This is a genomic window from Brevibacillus sp. YAE8, from assembly GCF_057543335.1.
Window position 1 is genome coordinate 1 of record NZ_BAAIYG010000017.1, and the last position, 19502, is coordinate 19502.

17 protein-coding genes and 9 tRNA genes are annotated in these 19502 nt (G+C 52.9%); 2 read left to right on the forward strand and 24 right to left on the reverse strand.

Annotated elements, in window-relative coordinates; genetic code table 11:
- Positions 1 to 42 precede the first annotated feature (42 nt).
- From AC27IT_RS18095 to AC27IT_RS18135, 9 genes are all read right to left on the reverse strand, one after another.
- Positions 43 to 116 (reverse strand) — tRNA-Arg (locus AC27IT_RS18095).
- A 152-nt stretch (positions 117 to 268) separates the two neighbouring features.
- Positions 269 to 344 (reverse strand) — tRNA-Gly (locus tag AC27IT_RS18100).
- Positions 345 to 368: 24 nt separating this feature from the next.
- A tRNA-Leu gene (locus tag AC27IT_RS18105) sits at positions 369 to 455 on the reverse strand.
- A gap of 21 nt (positions 456 to 476) precedes the next feature.
- Positions 477 to 552, reverse strand: a tRNA-Lys gene (locus AC27IT_RS18110).
- A 41-nt stretch (positions 553 to 593) separates the two neighbouring features.
- Positions 594 to 670 (reverse strand) — tRNA-Asp (locus AC27IT_RS18115).
- Positions 671 to 747: 77 nt separating this feature from the next.
- Positions 748 to 824: transfer RNA gene (locus tag AC27IT_RS18120), tRNA-Met, on the reverse strand.
- Between the two features lie 47 nt (positions 825 to 871).
- Positions 872 to 947, reverse strand: a tRNA-Val gene (locus AC27IT_RS18125).
- Positions 948 to 1031: 84 nt separating this feature from the next.
- Positions 1032 to 1105, reverse strand: a tRNA-Glu gene (locus AC27IT_RS18130).
- 11 nt (positions 1106 to 1116) lie between these two features.
- Positions 1117 to 1209: transfer RNA gene (locus AC27IT_RS18135), tRNA-Ser, on the reverse strand.
- 791 nt (positions 1210 to 2000) lie between these two features.
- On the opposite strand from AC27IT_RS18135, the gene AC27IT_RS18140 reads away from it, so the two are divergent.
- Complete coding sequence (locus tag AC27IT_RS18140) at positions 2001 to 2429, forward strand: GNAT family N-acetyltransferase (RefSeq protein WP_007776427.1); 429 nt, start codon at positions 2001 to 2003, stop codon at positions 2427 to 2429.
- A gap of 59 nt (positions 2430 to 2488) precedes the next feature.
- Here AC27IT_RS18140 and AC27IT_RS18145 read toward each other — a convergent pair whose 3' ends face one another.
- From AC27IT_RS18145 to AC27IT_RS18175, 7 genes are all read right to left on the reverse strand, one after another.
- Positions 2489 to 3253 carry a type III pantothenate kinase gene (locus AC27IT_RS18145; RefSeq protein WP_122952815.1) on the reverse strand — a complete coding sequence of 255 codons (765 nt, stop codon included), beginning with the start codon at positions 3251 to 3253 and terminating at the stop codon, positions 2489 to 2491.
- 12 nt (positions 3254 to 3265) lie between these two features.
- A complete protein-coding gene (gene nadC, locus AC27IT_RS18150) occupies positions 3266 to 4111 on the reverse strand; it encodes a carboxylating nicotinate-nucleotide diphosphorylase (RefSeq protein WP_005828597.1) in 846 nt (281 codons plus the stop codon).
- Entirely contained in the window at positions 4101 to 5723 is a 1623-nt protein-coding gene (nadB, locus tag AC27IT_RS18155; protein ID WP_005828599.1) for an L-aspartate oxidase, read from the reverse strand. Before nadB ends, nadC begins: the two co-directional genes overlap by 11 nt.
- Positions 5724 to 5940: 217 nt before the next feature.
- On the reverse strand, positions 5941 to 6366 hold the full coding sequence (locus tag AC27IT_RS18160; protein ID WP_005828601.1) for a Fur family transcriptional regulator: 426 nt from the start codon (positions 6364 to 6366) through the stop codon (positions 5941 to 5943).
- Positions 6367 to 6404: 38 nt separating this feature from the next.
- Positions 6405 to 7244 carry a metal ABC transporter permease gene (locus AC27IT_RS18165; RefSeq protein WP_005828603.1) on the reverse strand — a complete coding sequence of 280 codons (840 nt, stop codon included), beginning with the start codon at positions 7242 to 7244 and terminating at the stop codon, positions 6405 to 6407.
- A 37-nt stretch (positions 7245 to 7281) separates the two neighbouring features.
- Entirely contained in the window at positions 7282 to 8052 is a 771-nt protein-coding gene (locus AC27IT_RS18170; protein ID WP_005828605.1) for a metal ABC transporter ATP-binding protein, read from the reverse strand.
- Positions 8053 to 8232: 180 nt separating this feature from the next.
- Positions 8233 to 9240: a metal ABC transporter substrate-binding protein gene (locus AC27IT_RS18175; RefSeq protein WP_487092020.1), complete on the reverse strand. Its 1008-nt coding sequence runs from the start codon at positions 9238 to 9240 to the stop codon at positions 8233 to 8235.
- Between the two features lie 193 nt (positions 9241 to 9433).
- On the opposite strand from AC27IT_RS18175, the gene AC27IT_RS18180 reads away from it, so the two are divergent.
- A complete protein-coding gene (locus AC27IT_RS18180; RefSeq protein ID WP_005828610.1) occupies positions 9434 to 9925 on the forward strand; it encodes a PCYCGC domain-containing protein in 492 nt (163 codons plus the stop codon).
- Between the two features lie 205 nt (positions 9926 to 10130).
- On the opposite strand, the gene nadA is transcribed toward AC27IT_RS18180, so the two are convergent.
- From nadA to AC27IT_RS18220, 8 genes are all read right to left on the reverse strand, one after another.
- Positions 10131 to 11075 (reverse strand): quinolinate synthase NadA, encoded by a 945-nt coding sequence (nadA, locus tag AC27IT_RS18185; protein WP_007776421.1) that lies wholly within the window; start codon positions 11073 to 11075, stop codon positions 10131 to 10133.
- 135 nt (positions 11076 to 11210) lie between these two features.
- Positions 11211 to 11966, reverse strand: coding sequence for an alpha/beta hydrolase (locus tag AC27IT_RS18190; RefSeq protein WP_487092021.1), 756 nt, complete (start codon positions 11964 to 11966; stop codon positions 11211 to 11213).
- A 41-nt stretch (positions 11967 to 12007) separates the two neighbouring features.
- A complete protein-coding gene (locus tag AC27IT_RS18195) occupies positions 12008 to 13996 on the reverse strand; it encodes an AraC family transcriptional regulator (protein ID WP_487092022.1) in 1989 nt (662 codons plus the stop codon).
- A gap of 157 nt (positions 13997 to 14153) precedes the next feature.
- Positions 14154 to 15023 (reverse strand): Cof-type HAD-IIB family hydrolase, encoded by an 870-nt coding sequence (locus tag AC27IT_RS18200; RefSeq protein ID WP_025848760.1) that lies wholly within the window; start codon positions 15021 to 15023, stop codon positions 14154 to 14156.
- A gap of 95 nt (positions 15024 to 15118) precedes the next feature.
- Positions 15119 to 17044, reverse strand: coding sequence for an ATP-dependent zinc metalloprotease FtsH (ftsH, locus tag AC27IT_RS18205; RefSeq protein ID WP_005828620.1), 1926 nt, complete (start codon positions 17042 to 17044; stop codon positions 15119 to 15121).
- A gap of 69 nt (positions 17045 to 17113) precedes the next feature.
- Positions 17114 to 17653, reverse strand: a complete 540-nt coding sequence (gene hpt / locus AC27IT_RS18210) for a hypoxanthine phosphoribosyltransferase (protein ID WP_005828622.1) — start codon at positions 17651 to 17653, stop codon at positions 17114 to 17116.
- Complete coding sequence (gene tilS / locus AC27IT_RS18215) at positions 17650 to 19077, reverse strand: tRNA lysidine(34) synthetase TilS (protein ID WP_005828623.1); 1428 nt, start codon at positions 19075 to 19077, stop codon at positions 17650 to 17652. Before tilS ends, hpt begins: the two co-directional genes overlap by 4 nt.
- The gene (locus tag AC27IT_RS18220; protein ID WP_025848765.1) at positions 19049 to 19501 is read right to left on the reverse strand and encodes a threonine/serine exporter family protein; all 453 of its coding nucleotides are present in this window, start codon (positions 19499 to 19501) and stop codon (positions 19049 to 19051) included. The genes tilS and AC27IT_RS18220 overlap by 29 nt, the downstream gene beginning before the upstream one ends.
- Position 19502 lies beyond the last annotated feature (1 nt).

Sequence of the window (19502 nt, forward strand, 5' to 3'; positions counted from 1 at the left end):
ACTCTACCAAGCTGAGCTACTTCCCGACTATATAAAGAAAAGCGTGCCCTGAGAGATTCGAACTCCCGACCTTTTGATTCGTAGTCAAACGCTCTATCCGGCTGAGCTAAGGGCACATGATAATGGAACGGGCGACGGGTCTCGCTTCTTTCTGGCGCTGCTGCGTCAAAACGCTGCCTGCAAAGCCAGATCGGAAGTGCCCGTGACACTCTTCCTTGATGTTCTGCGAGGGTAAACCCGGAACGGGTGAGAGACCCGAGAACATTGATGGAGCGGACGACGGGTCTCGAACCCGCGACCTTCGCCTTGGCAAGGCGACGCTCTACCAATTGAGCTACGTCCGCATTTTCATCCAACACAGGATGGGTTGGTGCGGTCGAGAGGACTTGAACCTCCACGGTGTTGCCACCACTAGAACCTGAATCTAGCGCGTCTGCCAATTCCGCCACGACCGCATATCCACTTGTCAAAAATACTGGTGAGCCATGAAGGACTCGAACCTTCGACCCTCTGATTAAAAGTCAGATGCTCTACCAACTGAGCTAATGGCTCGTGCTATTAAAATCGCCAACATAACCGAGATAGGTTATAAATGGCGGAGCTGACGGGACTCGAACCCGCGACCTCCGGTGTGACAGACCGGCGTGAACTCCAACTTCACCACAGCTCCATATTATGTCGCTCCGCCCAATGCGTTCCAAGTGATGATTCAAAACATCAACCGAGGAAACAGGGAGAAAGAAAATTTGGTTGCGGGAGCAGGATTTGAACCTGCGACCTTCGGGTTATGAGCCCGACGAGCTACCGAGCTGCTCCATCCCGCGACGATTTGAACGATCAAGCCTTAGCTTTGTGATCGTACTATTAAGAGTGGTGGAGGCTGACGGGATCGAACCGCCGACCCTCTGCTTGTAAGGCAGATGCTCTCCCAGCTGAGCTAAGCCTCCAAAGTACCCCACAAAGTGAAGAGATTGCGTTGTAGCAACACCGAGTACTTTGCGGGGACCCCAACAACTAGTTGGGTGTATAAGTGACCCGTAGGGGATTCGAACCCCTGTATGACAGCGTGAAAGGCTGCTGTGTTAAACCGCTTCACCAACGGGCCATGAGAATTAATGGCGGATGGAGTGGGATTTGAACCCACGAGACGGGTCAACCCCGCCTACACGATTTCCAATCGTGCTCCTTCGGCCGCTCGGACATCCATCCATGTATATATGAAAGGGATCAAAGCGATCCACCTTGTTTGCCTTTCAGACTTCGTATGTTATCACAAGCTCATCGACTTGGCAAGAACTTTTTTGATTTCATTTAAAAAGTTCACTGTCATATAACTTTTCTGCTAGGCACAATAGCCATTGTAGCGCGTGAGCCACGCGCTGTCAACGAAAAAATAACAAAATCCGTTTTCTTTTTCTCTGATTACGTCACGCCCCCTTTGCGAGCTACGCATTTATAATTGCCCGCGAAACCGAATTTTACTCCATGAACTATCCATCCATCTTTCACAGGCACGCCTGCAATCGCGCCTACACCAAATAGGACAGAGCAAACGAGCTTTTTGGGATGGCTGCCACACCAAACAATGGTATACTTTACCATAGGACAAGATTGGCGGTGGAAGGCCGCGGCGCAGCTTCCTGCAAAGGAGGTGACGCTGATGGTCTCGCTCGGCACGCTCTACCTTTGCCTGAAAGTACTGGCAACGCTGCTCAGCCTCTGGTTTAGTGGCAGAAAGCTGTACCGATGGGCAAGAAAACGGCGTAACAAGCGAAAACCCACCGCCTAAGGTTGACCGCCCGACGGTGGGTTCGCTGGTTTTGTAATCATGCGCGCCGTGGGTGTGCCACAGCTTCTTGTCCCGGGAGTCCAATGCCGCTGCAACGGCGTTGGCTCCTTTTCATTCGTATGCCGAAAAACGCAAAGTCTATACTCTCAGTTTAACACCCTTGCCCTTCTTCATACAAGAAAGGAAACGGCTCAAAAAATGATGGAAGGACGTGAAAGCCATAGTAACGATTCGTCCAGCAACGTCTCACGATATCGACGCTGTCTGTCGAATAGATGCCGCCGTGCTAGGCTCCGCCAGTCGCGAGCAAGAGCTGCAATCCGCTATTGCAGCCGGTCACTGTCATGTCGCTTCCCTGGACATGCATGTCGCAGGCTTCGCCATCATGAACCAATCGTTTTTTCAGCAAAGCTTTATCCACCTCGTCGTCGTCCATCCCACGCATCAGCAAAAAGGGATCGGCAAAGCCCTGATGCTCCACATGGAAAAAATATGCCCTACCGCAAAGCTGTTCACTTCCACTAACCTATCGAACAAAAAAATGCAGCAGCTCTGCGAAAAGCTCGGCTACGAGTACAGCGGAACCATCAGCCACCTGGACCCTGGTGATCCGGAATTGTTTTATTGCAAAATGGTGTAGCAAAATCTCCAATCAAAAACAGCCGCAGCGCTTGCCTGCCACGGCTGTTTTTCACCAATTCACTGATTGCGCTCATAAACCAGGCGCAGCCCTTTTAATGTCAAATAAGGATCGACCACTTGAATGCAGGATGTCTCGTCTGCTACCAGCGAAGCCATCCCTCCTGTCGCTACTACCGTCGGCTCCGTCTGGTACTCCGCTTTGATCCGGCGCACAATCCCCTCGACCTGGCCCACGAAACCGTAGTAAATGCCCGCCTGCATGGCCGCAATCGTATTTCGCCCTACGACGCTTGCCGGCTTTGTGATTTCGATGCGCGGAAGCTTTGCCGCGCGGCTGAACAGCGCCTCCGTGGAAATTCCGATGCCCGGCGCAATCGCTCCGCCCCAATACTGCCCGCGCTCGTCCACATAGCAAAAAGTCGTCGCCGTCCCAAAATCAACAACAATCAAAGGGGCCCCGTATTCGTGGATGGCCGCCACCGCATTGACGATTCGGTCCGAGCCTACTTCGCGCGGATACTCGTATTTGATGTTCAGCCCGGTCTTGACCCCCGGCCCGACGATCAGCGGTTTTTGGCGCAAATATTTGCGGCACATGCGCTCAATCACCGTGTTCAACGGCGGCACGACTGAGGAAAAGATAATTCCCCTGACCTGCTCCATCGTCAGACCGGCACTGCTGAACAAGCTTTTTACCAGCATGCCGTACTCGTCTTCTGTCTTGTTCCGGTCGGCGGCAATCCGCCAATGATGCCGCAGCACCTCGCCCTCGTACAAACCGAGGACGATGTTGGAGTTGCCTATGTCGATCACCAGTAGCATACAGGTCGCTCCTTACCGTTTGCGCGTATTCAAATCCAGGCTGATATCAAACGCCTTGACCGAGTGGGTCAGAGCGCCGACAGAGATGACATCCACGCCCGTCTTGGCAATATTTCCGATCGTCTCCAGGTTGACGCCACCGGAAGCCTCGACAACCGCGCGGCCATCAATAAGCGCCACCGCTTCTCTCATGGTTTCCAAAGACATGTTGTCCAGCATGATAATGTCCGCGCCCGCTTCCAATGCTTCACGCACCTGGTCCAGCGACTCCGCCTCCACCTCTACCGTCATCGTGTGCGGAATCGCTGCCCGCGCCGAAGCGACCGCCTGTGCGATGCCGCCCGCTCCTTTGATGTGATTGTCTTTAATCATCACCGCATCGTACAAGGCAAAACGGTGATTGTGGCCGCCTCCGACGCGAACGGCGTACTTTTCGAGAAAACGCAGTCCCGGAGTCGTTTTGCGCGTATCCACTACCCGCGCTTTCGTTCCCGCTACCGCTGCCACGTATTCGCTCGTCTTCGTCGCGATGCCGGACAGGCGCTGCATTAAATTGAGCGCAAGCCGCTCGCCGCTCAGGATGGAACGCACGGAGCCGCGCACCTCTGCCAGCTCCTGGCCGACTTCCACCCGCTGTCCTTCTTCTACTTTTGCCGTAAACACAAGCGCGGGATCAACCGTCGCGAACACTTGCCGGGCAATCGGCAGCCCGGCTACCACTCCCGCTTCCTTTGCGTACAAAATTCCCGTTCCTTGCTCGGACTCGGGGATCGTGCTCAGCGTCGTCACATCGCCAAAGCCCAGATCCTCCTGCAGCCACTCTTCGATTTTTCGCTCCAGCTCCCGTTTATTCCACATCGTTTTTTCCACACTCCTCTTGGACGCCGTCTTCAAATGTCTGGATCAAATGCTTGCGCCATAACAAATCGTCTTTATTCGGAAAATCATTGCGATAGTGCCCGCCGCGGCTTTCTTCGCGAAGCAATGCGGCTCTCGTCGTCAGCACCGCTGCGTTCAACAGGTTCAAAAACTCGAACGCCTCCCGGTCCTGCGCCGCGTACTGGTAAAACCGCTCCATTCGCTCCAGTTCTGCCAGCGCTTTCAACAAGCCTTTTTCGTCGCGTTTGACGCTGACATGCCGCAGCATCAGCTTTTGCAGCTTCACTCTTTGTTCACGTGTACTAAACGTGCGCGCATCCCGATCTGCAGATACAGCCCGGACCGGACGAATGTCAGGCAGCGCAGGCAACTGTTTGATCCGCTGCGCGATACGATGTCCGAACACGACCGCTTCCGACAACGAATTGCTCGCCAGCCTGTTGGCTCCATGTACCCCTGTGCAGGACGCCTCCCCGCAGGCAAACAGCCGTTTTGTCGTCGTCTCGCCGTTCAGATCGGTCTGGACGCCGCCCATGATGTAGTGGCACGCAGGGGCAACCGGAATCCAGTCCGTCACCATGTCCAGTCCGTATTGCAGGCAAAAGTTGTAGATCGTCGGGAAGCGGCGCTTGATAAGCTCCTCCGGTTCGTGCGTGATGTCCAAATACACAAACGACGATTTGGTCTGCTCCATCTCCGAGACGATGGCGCGGGCTACGATGTCGCGCGGCGCCAGCTCTTTTTGCGGGTGGTACTTGTCCATGAAGCGGTCGCCGTTGCTGTTGCGCAAAATCGCGCCTTCCCCCCGTACGGCCTCGGAGATCAGGAAGCGCGGCGCCCCCGGATAGTACAGCGCCGTAGGGTGAAACTGGATGAACTCCACATCCTTAATGCGCGCCCCGGCCCGGTAGGCGATGCCGATTCCGTCAGCGGTGGCGATTTCCGGATTGGTCGTGTAGCGGTACAGTTGCCCCGCTCCCCCGGTCGCCAGCACGGTTGCTTTTGCCTCCAGGAAAAACATGTCCCCTTCCGGCTTTTGCACGATGACCCCCACGCACTCTCCATCCTGTGTGACCACATCAATGGCAAAATGATGCTCCAGCACCCGAATGTTCCCCTGCTCCATCACCCGCTTGGACAGAGCGCGGACGATTTCTGCTCCGGTTGCATCCCCGTTTGCGTGCAAAATGCGCCGCTTACTGTGCGCCCCTTCCTGCGTCAGTTCGTACTGGCCTTGTTCATCCCGATCGAACTCCGTCCCATATGCAATCAGTTCTTTCAAGCGATCAGGGCCTTCGTGTACGAGCACTTCCACCGCTTCGTACGAGCAAAGTCCAGCTCCGGCGATCAGCGTATCTTGACGATGCAAGGCAGGAGAATCCGACTTGGCAGTAACGGCGGCAATCCCCCCTTGTGCCCAGCGGGTATTGCTGTCATCCAGCCCTTTTTTGCTAATCAGAACTACATCCGCAAACTCACTCGTCTGCAATGCCGTATACAACCCGGCTATCCCTGCTCCTACAACGGCTACGTCTGTTTTCAATCGAGGCAACGACTGCAAATCAAAATCCGCGATATAACGGGGAATCATGGCTGCTGTCCCTTCTCTCCGTAACTGATGATTTCCCACCCATTATAGCAAATACCGACCGGATGAAAACTACATTGAAAGAGTTCCTTTTCAGGCGTAAGAAAACCTGTATCGAAAGACTTCTCAAGGATGAGCGATCGCGTTTTGGCGAAAGGCTGTTCTTGCAAAAAAAAGAGCGCCCGCCCTCAGGCGAACACTCTTTGCAGGCAAACTAGCTTCAGTTGGATTGGGCGACACATTCCTTGCAGGTTCCGTACACTTCAAACTTGTGCCCGGTCACCTGGAAATCTTCCGGGACAGCCGCCATGACGTTCATCGGACAGCCTGGCAGGGAAGAGGTCTTCCCGCATTCCGTACAGATGACGTGGTGATGGTGATGCCCGTCGGCGGAGCAAGCGAGACGAAAACGGCCTTCTCCCTCCAGCTCCGTCTCCTCCAAAATCCCCAGCTCAACAAAAGTGGAGATGTTGCGATAAACCGTATCGAAGCTGAGCGTCGGATACTGCTCCTTGATTCGTTCCATAATATCCTTGGCAGACAAGTAGCGCTTTTCGGCTGCGCAGATGCGGATCATTTCCTCCCGCTTGCCGGTATATTTGTACCCGTGCTCCTTCAAAATTTGCAGGGCTTCTTCCACTTTCATCGACAAACACTCCTTCCTTTTGTCTTAACCTGATGACTCTATCGCATTATCACACGCAGCTTTTTGACTCCCAAGACAACGAGCATAATCAAAACGGCCATCAACACAATTGTACCACCAGATGCCCAATCGAAGAGATAGGCAAAATACAAACCGCTCAACACGGAGATTTCTGCGAACAGAATCGAGAAAAAGATCGTTTGGCGAAAGCTTCGGGCAATTTGCAGGCTCGCCGCAACCGGAAGCGTAATCAGCGCGGAAATCAAAAGCACGCCAACAATCCGCATGGAAGCGGCAATCGTAAGCGCCACGAGCACCATGAACCACAGGTTGATCGATCTACGCGCGACACCGGACACCCGGGCGAACTCTTCGTCAAAGGAGACGGCGAACAGCTCCTTGTAAATCAAAAAGACGGTGCCCAGCACAACGACTGCTACGCCAATCAGCGCATACAAGTCCTCGATGGAGACAGTGACAATTTTCCCGAACAAATACGAGTACAGGTCAGCGTTGAATCCGTCCGCCACACTGATTAACACCGTAAACAGCCCCAGACCTGTGGACAAAATGATCGGGATCGCCAAATCCTGATACGCTTTGTACACTTTGCGCAGCCGTTCAATGAACAAAGAGCCGACTACCGCAAAAAGCATCCCGAAAAACAGCGGGTTTACTGCCGAGAAAAAGGCAATTTTTTTCGAGACCAGCATCCCCGCCGCCACGCCCGAGAGCGTGACGTGAGAAAGACCGTCGGCCATCATCGACAAGCGCCGGACGATGAGAAACGTCCCGAGCAACGGGCAAATCAGGCCAATCAAAATCCCCGAAAACAGGGTGTACCGCAAAAAATCATACTGCCACCAATCAGCCAGCATGTTCATACTCCTTCTTTGTTATCTCGTTTGCAACGGCTTAATGGTGATGAGACAAAAGCCGGACAGAATCACCATACATGCTCTGCAATATTTTTTCCTGATTGTGCTCAAACTCGTGAGCCGTTCCATGAAAATGAATCTTCTTCTGCACGCAAGCTACTTTTGTCACCCATTGCGACATGACGCCGACGTCGTGGCTCACGATCATCATCGTCAGGCCGTTTTCCTCTTTGAGCGAGCGAAGCAGACCGTAAAACTGCTCAATCGACTCCTGGTCGACACCGACAGTAGGCTCATCGAGAATCAACAGCTCCGGCTCCGCCACGAGCGCACGCGCGATGAATACGCGCTGCAATTGCCCGCCAGACAGGCTGCCGATGCGCTGATTCAGCTTTTCCGCCAAGCCGACACGCTCGACGGCAGCCCGCACGCTCGCATGATGTTGGGCGTTCAGTCTGCGGAAAAGGCCGACCTTCCCCACCAGACCGGAAGCCACGACTTCCTGCACCGTCGCGGGAAAGCCGCCAGCTCCGTGAGCTACCTGCTGTGCTACATACCCGATCCGGTTCCATTCGCGGAATTTGGACAGAGGCTGACCGAACAGCTCGACTTTTCCCTTGTTCGGGGTGAGCAGCCCAAGGATCAGCTTCATCAGCGTTGATTTTCCCGAGCCATTCGGGCCGACAATCCCGACAAACTCTCCCCGTTCCAGCGAAAACTCCACCCCGTCCAGAACCAGTTTGTCTTCATATTGAAAGGAGACGTCCGTGAGCTTTACCACAGGCACTCCTTGGGTCATTGGTTCCATGCAATAATCATCCTTTAAATCGGATTTGTTCTGATTTGTTACCTTTCATCCTACTACGATTTTGCCCGAACCACAACCCTCCTATTTGGCAAAAACGCCTGAAGCCCGGCTATCAGGACAAAATCGCGGGCAGGCAAAGAAAAAAATGCCGCTGTAGATAGCGACATTTTTGCTGCAAGCTTATTTCAATGCGACTTTCAAAGTCTCCAGGTTGTCACGCATGATGGACAAGTAGTCACGTCCAGCTTTTACATCCTCCTCAGTCAAACCTTCAAGCGGATTGAGCGTCGCCGTCTTCACGCCGGCTTCCTTCGCGATCACTTCCGCTACTTTTGGCGAGACGAGCGTTTCGAACATGACATAGGAGATGTTGTGCTCCTTCACATGCTCGACCAGACTTTTCAATTCTGCTGGCGACGGCTCGTCAGCCGGATTCAGCCCGGAAATGGCTACTTGCTCCAGTCCGTACCGATTCGCCAAATAGGAGAATGCGCTGTGCGAGGTCATAAATTCTTTTTTGGCAGCTTGCGAGACCATGTTTTTAAACTCCTGGTCCAACTGATCCAAGTCGGCAGCCAATTGCGCGTAGTTTTTCTCATAATCGGCAGCATGCGCCTGGTCTTTTTGCACCAGCGTATTTTTCACTTTTTCCGCCTGCGCCTTCAGCTTCGTAGGGTCCAGCCAGACGTGCGGGTCAAATTCGCCGTGGTCATGGCCGTGCTCCTCGGTCGCGGCTTCTCCCTCATGCTCGTGCCCTTCTTCCGTCGCTGCTTCCCCTTCGTGCTCGTGTTCATGTTCTGTCGCTTTCAGTAAGTCCAGACCTTCCGACGCATTGACGATCACAGTCTTGTTTTTGTCGAGGTTGCCTACCGCTTTATCGACCCACAGCTCCAGGCCGCTGCCGTTGTAGGCAAAAATGTCTGCGTTCGCCAACGCCACCATGTCTTTTGCAGTTGGCTCGTAATCGTGCGGCTCCACTCCGGGCGGAATGATGTTGGTCACTTCCACATGGTCGCCCCCGATACGCTTGGCTACGTATTCGAGCGGATAAATAGTCGTATATACTTTTGGCTTGGCACTCGCATCGCCGCCGGTTTGAGGTGTGCTTGCTGTCTGATCGGCTGCGCCGCATCCGGCAATGCTGACCGCTGCAATCAGGCTAACGATCGCCATCAGGCCCTTTTTCATCTCTGTGCTCCTCCTACCCAATTCAAAATGATTCCGATTTAGTTTCATGATCGTTTTTCATTATAAGGACTGAAGCCCAAAAAGTAAATAGGATTTATTCCGATTTAATTGTCATTTGTTTGCAACGTCGATCATAGCTTCACAATTTCTCCATGCCGTTATGATAAGATAAAAGGCAGGAGGTATGTCCAAAATGAAACGACAATCATGGTTAGCGATCAGTTTCATCACCGCAGCTCTGCTTGCTGGCTGTGGCTCTAACGATCAAGCTGGTCAGGATCACGCGAATCACGCACAGCACGCTCCGAATGGTGACCTGCAGGAAATGACAGCTTCCGTCGATCAGCTTCCGAAGTTTTTAGATAATCAAGACCCCGTCATTATCGAATCGTACAAAATCGCCGGCGCCAACCGCGAGCTGCTCAAATCCATCCCTTGCTACTGCGGCTGCGGAGAGAGCGCTGGACATCTGCACAACGGCAACTGCTTTATCAAAGAGGAAAAGCCGGATGGCTCCATCGTCTGGGATGACCACGGGACACGCTGCGGCGTCTGCATGGAGATTGCCGTTATTTCTTCCAAGCTGAAGCAGGCTGGAAAATCGACAAAAGAAATCCGCGACTACATCGACCACACCTACAAAGAAGGCTACGGAAAACCGACACCGACTCCTATGCCGTCTTGAGCATCGGGCAGTTTTCATCAGGGACTGGCACGCTGTCGCTTCCTCACGAGGGAGCTTTTTGGGGATAGCAGAAAGGATTTCAGCCTCTGGCGGAGTCGTAGACTGCTTCGCACGCGAGACAGCAACAAAGGGAGCAAAGCTTACAACAAGCTCTGCTCCCTTCTCTCTTTTCATAAAAATGATTGCCGATCAACAGGCCATCCGCTTACGCCGGAGCCACTTCCAGCATCCGCTCCAGCGACGCGCGCGCCGCGTCTGCGATTTCTTTTGGCACGTAGATTTCCGGCTTCATGGTCTCTAACGCCTCGACGCATTTTTTCAGGTTGTTCACCTTCATGTTCGGGCAGACGAGGTATTTGGACGCGAAAATAAACGTCTTGTCCGGGCTGTCCTTTTCCAGCATGTAGCGTGTACCGTCCTCGGTCCCGATGATAAATTCCTTGTGGGACGATTCGCGGCAGTATTTGAGGATTCCGGTTGTGGAGCCTACGTAGTCGGCCAAGGAAACCACTTCCGGGCGGCATTCCGGATGCACGACGACCACTGCCTCTGGATGCTGCTGCTTCAACGTCATGATGTCTTCGACGGACAACTGGTCATGCGTATTGCAGTAGCCTTCCCAAATAATCATTTTTTTGTCCGTAAACTGGGAGACGTAGTGGCCCAGGTTTTTGTCCGGAACCCAGATGATCTCCTCGCTGTCCACAGATTCGATCACTCGCTTTGCGTTAGACGACGTACAGCAGATGTGTGTTTCTGCCTTGACGTCAGCAGAAGTGTTGATGTACGCCACTACTTTCGCATTCGGATGCTGTGCCTTTAGCTTGCGCAGCCCCTCTACGTTCACCATGTCCGCCATTGGACAGCCTGCGCGTTCATCAGGAATGATAACCTTCTTTTGGGGATTGAGAATTTTTGCACTTTCTCCCATGAAGTGAACTCCGCAGAACAAGATCACATCTGCATCGGTTTCCTTTGCTTTTTGTGCCAGTCCAAAGGAATCTCCAATGAAGTCGGCTACTTCCTGAATCTCAGGACGTTGGTAAAAATGAGCAAGAATGATGGCATTACGTTCTTTCTTCAACTGCATCAGTCGTTCACGTAACTCAGCGTTGCGCTGGGCTTTTTTTTCTAACGCTAAAGCGTCCATGGAAAAAATCCCCCTACGGTGGTGTCATAATTTACGGTCATTGTAAGCTGATTACTGGGTCTTGTCAATGTAAGCGTTGTTACATGATTTGCCTATCCTTTCCTTTTAAAAAGGATATGAGCCTGTCGCTCTCGTCTACTCTGCCCGGAACAACCATTGCAGCGCCTCCGGGACGTACTGCACCCCCAGATCGAAGGAATGGTGCTCGCTCTCGTAAATCACCTGGCGCACCGTGCTTTCGGTAAAGCCGTTTTGCAGCAAAAGTTCATACACCTTTTTGCTGTTGGGCACCATCCACTGTTGTCCGTTCGTGCGGCCTGCACCTTCTGCATGTCCCAGGTTCATGTAGAGGCGCTGGCCTGTCTGGCGGATGGGCAACTGCTCCAGCCATTCGATGATGCCCGGAAACCAGAAGGAGCCGGAAAAGCTCCCGATTCGCCCAAAAAAATCCGGATACGCGAAAGCCGTGTAGACGGAGATAAGCCCGCCAAACGAAAAGCCCATAATCCCCGTATGCTCTCTGTCCGGCAGCGTCCGCAGCTTGCTGTCGATGTACGGCTTCAGCTCGTTCGCCAGAAAACGGGCGTAGACGGATGCATTGCCGCCAAACATCTTGCCTGGCTCAAACACGTTGGGCGAAACAAACGGCGTGTATTCGTCGTTGCGATCAAACGAAGCCACTCCGACAAAAATCATGCCTGGCAACTCGCCCTTCGCCGTCAGCTCCCGCACTTTCAGCAAGGTGTCGCTATCGTTTGGCTCAATCAAATCTCCGCTGTCCTGCAAATAGACGACAGGGTAACGCTGGTCGCTGTCCGCATAACCGTCAGGCAAGTAAATCAATAACTGTCGTTCGTTAAACGTATCGTGTAGCACGCTAGGCTGACTCATCTGCCCGCTCTCCTCTCCGTCCATGCGATTGATTTTGGAGGCTATTCCGCAAGAACCCGGAGCAGCTCCTTCGTCGTGTACTCAACCGCCAACGGACCTTTTGTACTGATCGAGACATCAAGCGGATACACATGGTTTGCTTTTACAGCCTTCAGCGACTGCCACACTTTGCTTTTGTTCAGCTCGGCAAGCGTCGTATCCATATTGTCCAAATAATCGACGAGGAAAATGTAGTCGGGATCGAGCACTGTTATGCCTTCCAAAGAAACAACGTCGCCCTCCAGCTTGTACTGGCCGGGAGGTTTGAGGCCCAGCCCGGATTTTTCATCGAAAGCATACGAGACGTCATTGTCATCGAGCACGTAAAAAGTGCTGCCGTCACCCGATGCCCGCAGGAACGTCACGGTTTTATCCTTTTTCGTAGCCAATTTTTCTCTGGCTTCCGCCATCAGCGCTTCCAGCTTCGTGATATAGTCCTCGGCCAACTGCTCTTTGCCGATCAGTTTGGCGTATTCGCGGAGCGTCTCTGCCCAGGTTCGCTCCTCTGTATTGTTAATCATCGCAACGATGGAAATATGGCTCAAATCTTCGTAGACGTCATTGTGCGTCCCGGAAAAAGCTACAATCAAATCCGGTTCAAGCTCCGTCATCAGCTCCAGATTCGGTGTAGTCACTTCACCGATATCTTTGACTGTGGCTGTTTTGGCGTAAGGCTTCAACGTTTCAAACGATCCCAGCATGCGCTCTGCCAGTGTAGAGGCGATCGGAGGTGTTTCCAGCGCAAAGAAATACTCCATCATTCCAAAGTGAGTAACGGCAACACGCTGTGGCTGCTTGGCAATCACCACTTCTTTTCCTGTCGCATCCACATAGGTTCGCGGCCATTGCTGCTGCTTCGCTTGCTGGGCATTCGCTGCGGCCGAAGCTTCTGTTGTTTGCTGCGTCGACTGCGGAGGACTGCTGTTGACTGCCCCGCCATTCCCAGGACTGGAGCATGCACTCAAAAGCAACGCGAGCCCCAGCATCAGCTTGTGCATTTTGCCTTTGGTTCCATTTCTGAATAGCTGCACTTTCTCTCCCTCACCTTTTCGATAATGATTTTCATTATTAAACAGATTGTAGTTGTGCGGGGAGATTCGTACAAGGGATGATCTTAGCCTTTTCACAGGATATTCTGAGCCTGCACGCACGCTGGCCGCCTGTTCCTTAAACTGTCCCGGCGTGACACCCGTATGTTTTTTGAACGCGCGGATAAAGTAGGAGAGGTCGCTGTACCCGACGCCTTCGGCAACCTCCTGCAAAGAGGCATCGGTTTGCGCGAGCAATGCCTTTGCCCTGTCCAGCCGCACGCTGATGAGGTAGTCGATCGGGCTGTGCCCCGTCTGCTGCTTGAACAGCCTGGACAAATACGGAATGCTGTAGGTAAGCTTTTGCGCCATCGTCTCCAGCGTAATCGGCTTGCTGTAATGCGTGTGGATGAACTGCTTCGCCTGGGAAACAAGGTCGGCTTTTCCGTAGCCTCGCGCTTCTTCGTCCATTTGCCGCAACAGCTCGGAGACAAAAAGCTGAAACAGCCCTCTCGCCCGCAGTTGCCGCACAGGATCGGCGTCGTTCGCCTGCCAAACTGCGTGCAGCTTTTCCACCTGATCGAACAGGGCGACAGACTGTTGGGGAATAAAGGCATACGGAGCCAAAAACCAGTTGCGCCGCTCCAAAAGCTGCATGATTTCCTGGCGGCATGGCAAAGAAATAACCGCTTTATAAAAAAGAATGTAGTATTCCGCGTCGTTTTCGCAGGCCGTGATTTCGAGCGTCAGTCCCTTGCCGCCGTGAATGACGTGAAAGCTGCGCACAGAATACGCCAGCTCATCCAGCAACACCTCGGCGCGACCGCGAATGAAATACAGAAACACACTCGAAGGGAGCGGATCAAACCTCTGTTTTTCCCCTGGCTGCACAATCTGGTGGCGTACGTCCATGACTTTGACGGAAGCGTGATTCCACAGAAGAAAAAGCTCTTTTTGCATCATAGGGGGTACTCTCTCCTCTCCGAATAGCTACGCTCATTATAATTGATAACCATTCTCAACAACAACAAAAACCGCCCAGGCTAAGGACGGTTTCTCGGCAGAGAGAGTTTTGCTACCGCTTTTAAAGACTTTTGCAGCTATGATTCCACTTTGTCGGCTATATCGTCGGCTCGCCAATCACGCGTTCCAAAATAAATCGGGCTACGCCATCGTCGTTATGATGCGGCGCGATATATTTGGCAATCTCCTTGATCGCAGGCGTTGCGTTTTCCATCGCCACCGAATAGCCAGCCCCGGTCAACGCCTCGCGATCGTTCTCCGCATCGCCGAACGCCATCACCTGTTCGGGCGCTATTCCCCACGTCTTGCAAAAATACAGCAGTCCTTCCCATTTGGAAACGCCGTGGGGAATGACCTCGATATTTTGCTTGCCGGACGAAGTGATCGTCACCTGCTCCTGCCACGGGTTGAACTGCTCAGCAACCCGCTTCAGCCGTTCCGGATTGTTGTCCCAGACGAAAAACTTGACGATTTCCGCTTCTCCGCTTTCGATTTTTTGCAGCATTTCCGCAAGCGGCGCGACGCGGGCGAGCCTGTAAAACGCAAACTGCCGCATGGAGACTCCCTCCACCGATGCATCCTGCTCGATGATCGCCTCCAGACGCTCACGATCCTCCTGCACCATCCAGCGGTTGCTGTTCGTATCATGCAGTTCGTAGTAAATCGGCTCTTGTCGCAGCGCATGGATCGCATCAATCACCATTTCCTTGGACAAGTAAAAGCGGCGAACCAGCGTGCCGTCTTTTTCATAAATCGCTGCCCCGTTGCTGCATACGTATCCGTCAAATGGAAACGAGTCAATCGGGACTTGGGCGGAGCCGAACATTCTGCCTGTCGACAGCACCAGCTTGCAGCCCTTTTCTTGCAGCTTGAACAGTGCCGCTCTCGTCCCTTCTGTCATTTGTGATGCCTCGTTCAACAACGTACCGTCCATATCAAATGCAGCCATTCCCGGTGTAAGCAGCATCATTTCTCCTCCTCCAGATCAATTCGGTTGATTATGATTTTGCAAAAGCAAACCTCTTGTCCTTTTATGAAGAAAAGAGGCACCTGAGGCGCCCCTTATTGTTTCGGTTCTTCGTTTGTTTCGTCTTGCTTCGGTTGAATGTTGACGACCACATCGCCGTTATCCGGATTGTCTGGATCGTTGTCCATTCTGCCCGTCTCGATCAGTTGTTTGATCTGATCTGCATCAAGTGTTTCTACGCGCAGCAGAGTGTTCGCAATCAGATCGAGCTGATCGCGGTGCTTGGTCAGCAACTCTTTACACTTGGCGTAGCATTCGTTGATGATGTTTTGCATTTCCAGATCAATCTCATAGGCGATCTTGTCGGAGTAGTTGCGCTCGTTGCCGTAATCGCGGCCCAGGAATACCTGTCCCTGGCTCTTGCCGAACTGCATCGGACCGAGTCTGCTCATCCCGTATTCGGTAATCATGCTGCGGGCAATCGCGGTCGCGCGCTGGAAGTCATTGTGTGCCCCGGTACTGATATCCCCGAGCACCAGCTCCTCAGCCACTCGTCCACCCAAGAGGCCGACGATTTTGTCGAGCAAATCTGTTTTGGTAGCAAAGAAACGGTCTTCTTTTGGCAGCATCACGGTGTATCCGCCAGCCTGGCCGCGCGGAATGATCGTTACCTTATGTACCATTTCTGCATTTCTCAGGTGATAGCCGATAATGGTGTGACCGGCTTCGTGGAAAGCAACCAGGCGTCTTTCGTCCTCGCTGACAACGCGAGACTTTTTCGCCGGACCAGCAATGACGCGGTCGATCGCTTCGTCCACTTCCTTCATGCTGATTTGCTTTTTGTTTTTGCGGGCAGTAAGGAGAGCAGCTTCGTTCAGCAAGTTCTCCAAATCAGCACCTGTGAAGCCCGAAGTACCACGGGCAATCACATCCAGCTTCACGTCGTCGCCAAGCGGCTTGTTGCGGGCATGAACCTTGAGCACCGCTTCACGGCCTTTGATGTCGGGACGATCCACTGTGATTTGACGGTCAAAACGTCCTGGACGCAGAAGCGCCGGGTCGAGAATGTCAGGTCGGTTGGTCGCAGCCACCATGATGATGCCTTCGTTGCCGCCGAAACCGTCCATCTCTACGAGCAACTGGTTGAGGGTTTGCTCGCGCTCGTCATGACCACCGCCGAGACCAGCTCCACGCTGGCGACCTACGGCGTCGATCTCGTCGATGAAGATAATGCACGGAGCATTTTTCTTCGCGTTTTCAAACAGGTCACGCACGCGGGATGCACCCACCCCGACGAACATTTCCACGAAGTCAGAACCGGAAATGCTGAAGAACGGAACGCCTGCCTCACCAGCAACAGCGCGGGCGAGCAAGGTTTTACCAGTACCTGGAGGACCTACGAGCAGGACCCCTTTTGGAATACGGGCACCAACGGCGTTAAATTTGCGCGGGTCTTTCAGGAACTCAACGACTTCCTCCAGCTCCGCTTTTTCTTCATCTGCACCCGCTACATCGTCAAACGTAACGCGCTTCTTCTCTTCGTTGTACAGCTTCGCGCGGCTTTTTCCGAAGTTCATCACTCGGCTGCCGCCACCCTGGGCATTGTTCAGAAGGAAGAAAAACAGGATGAAAATGATGACAAAAGGAATGATCGAGGTCAGGAACGTGAGCCAAATGCTGTTGCCCTCCGCTGGATTGAACTCTACCTTTTTCAGTTTTTGTTCATCAATTTTCGTCTCGACCAGCTTTACAACATCAGAGTCGTACAAAGGAACGTTGGTAAAAAATTTGTTGCTTTCCTGTCCCGGAATAGCTTTAGCTAGTGTACCCTCTACCCTGTATGTACCATTTTCAGGGCGCATGGATAGCTCTGTAACATTGTCAGCTTTAAGCTGTACCCGGAAATCCTGATATGTAAGTTTCCCAACCTTATCAGTACCGGAGAGGATGAAATTCACGATCCCGACCGTGACAAGAAAAATCAGTAGGTAGAACCCGGTATTACGAAAAAAGCGATTCATTCCTTACCTCCTCTCACGAACAGACACTTTTCACATTTTATCATATTTTGCCGAGTCTCCACAACAAAGCTACTTGGTGTAGACTTCAGGCTTCAATACCCCGATGTACGGCAAATTACGATACCGCTCGGCGTAGTCCAGACCGTATCCGACGACAAACTCGTCCGGAATATCGTAACCGCTGTAGTCTGGCGAAATATCCACCTTGCGACGCTCCGGTTTGTTGAGGAGTGTCACGACTTTCACAGAGGCAGCTTCCCGATGGCGCAACAGCTCTACCAATCGGCTCAGTGTCAATCCGCTATCCATGATGTCTTCTACTACCAGCACATGTCTGTTTTGCACGGAGGTATCAAGGTCCTTCAGAATTTTCACCATGCCGGAGGACTCGGTTCCGCTTCCGTAGCTGGAAACCGCCATGAAATCCATTTCGCACGGAATATCCATGTGGCGGATCAGGTCAGCCATGAAAACAACCGCGCCTTTCAGAACGCAAATCACCAACGGATTTTTGTCCTTGTATTCGGCAGCCAGTGTCTTGCCCAATTCCTTTACCTTTCCTGCAATATCTTCTTCTGATAGCAAAATCTTCTCGATGTCTTGATTCATGAAAAAACCTCCCGCCAATCTTCTCCAAACTCTACCCGCACGTGTAGAAAGCGCCTGGTCTGTCCATTTACCGGCGCCACGGCGGAACGGCGCACGCCTGGTACCCAAATTACCTCATCGCCCGCCGTCAAGAGCGGAAGTTTGTCCCGCCATGCTCGCGGAATTTTGGCATCAATGAGTAGATCTTTCAGCTTCTTTCCATCTGCCGAGCCAAACAGGGTGAGACGGTCTCCTGGTTTCCGGTTACGCAAATACAGCGCTCCTGGAAGCTGATCGGCGTCAAACACCGCTTCATTGCCCGGGAGTCGCCCCCAATCCATGGGACCTTCAAGGTAAGAAATATGTACCGTGGCATTGCTCTCGTCGATCCGGGTCACCCCTGGAACTGCGAGTTCGTAACTATAGGTATGTATGCAGTCTTGCCGCTTCCTACGACTAAAAAGTACTCGTCCGTACATCCGGCTTACCGCCATGTTGTCGGGCAAATGCAGTTCCGCAGAAGGGCGACTCCCCCCTAGCATGTGCAAAACGGTCTCCACATGCTGCGAAGACCATTCGGTATGTTTTGAGAGATAACTTAATATTAGAGTAATCATTCTCCTTTGTAAAGCAACGTCACAAGTTTGAAACTTGTCTTTGTCAATCATAAATGCTTCCTGTTTCTTTTCGATCGTGGCCTCATCCAGACGTTCGCGGGCCAGCCGTGTCAAAAAAGCTTCATCCTGCGAAATCGCCCTGGCGAGATCGAGAATATGCTCGCGGTACCTCTCGTTCACCTCGGCAAGCAAGGGCATCACGTCAAGACGCAGCAAATTGCGCTTGTACTTGCGCGATCGGTTGCTGCTGTCCTCACGCGGGACAAGACGATTTTCCTGGCAATAGGCTTCCAGTTCCTGACGCGTTTTATGCAACAGAGGACGCACCAGTTCCATCTCGCTGTCCTCCAGCATGCGACGCTGCGGCATGCCTGTAAGTCCCTGCAGCCTGCTGCCGCGAACGAGGCGAAACAAAATCGTCTCGACCTGGTCGTCTGCATGATGCGCCAATGCCAGCTTGCTCGCCCCGTGCGCGCTGCCTACCTCGCGATAAAAGCGGTAGCGAAGCTCGCGGCTCGCCTCCTGGCTCCCTTTTCCCGTCTTTTTCATATAGGAGGGGACATCGTACGCAAACAGGTGAAAAACTGCGCCAAGCTCGCTGCACAACGCCTCTGCGTACTGTGCGTCCAGCCTGGCCTCCTCTCCGCGAAAGCCGTGATTCAGGTGTACGGCATGCAGCTTCCAGCCGTATTGATATTGTTTATTGAGAGAAGCCAATATATGCAAAAGAGCTGTAGAATCATTGCCGCCGGAAACCCCTACCACAATCGTTTCCCCGGGAAGCAAAAGCCCGGAAGCCTCAATCTCGTTGTGTACGCTTGCCAGCATAGCGGGCTCCTTTCCAGATCGTCACGACGGAAATACCAAAAATAAGTCCAGATGCGATAGCTCCGGCCACCATCATCGTCTTGGTCGCCAGGGTAATGCCTTCCACGTAGTTGTTGTTCACGAAAGCGAGCATCGACTTGTAAGCCAAAGACCCCGGAACGAGCGGGATGATGCCCGCAACGCTAAAGTTGGTCGAAGGAACGCGAAGCAAGATGGATAAAAATTGACTCAGCAACGAGACGATCGCCGCGGAAGCAAATGTCGAAAGCAACACTTCCGCGCCCAAGACCGGCAACAGCGAGAACACGCAAAAACCGACCATACCTGCCAATCCGCCGGCCAAAATCGTGCGGACCGGGACGTTAAACAGCACACACCACGCCATTGACGAGACGAAGCTCAGCGCCAAACCTTGAAAAAACATA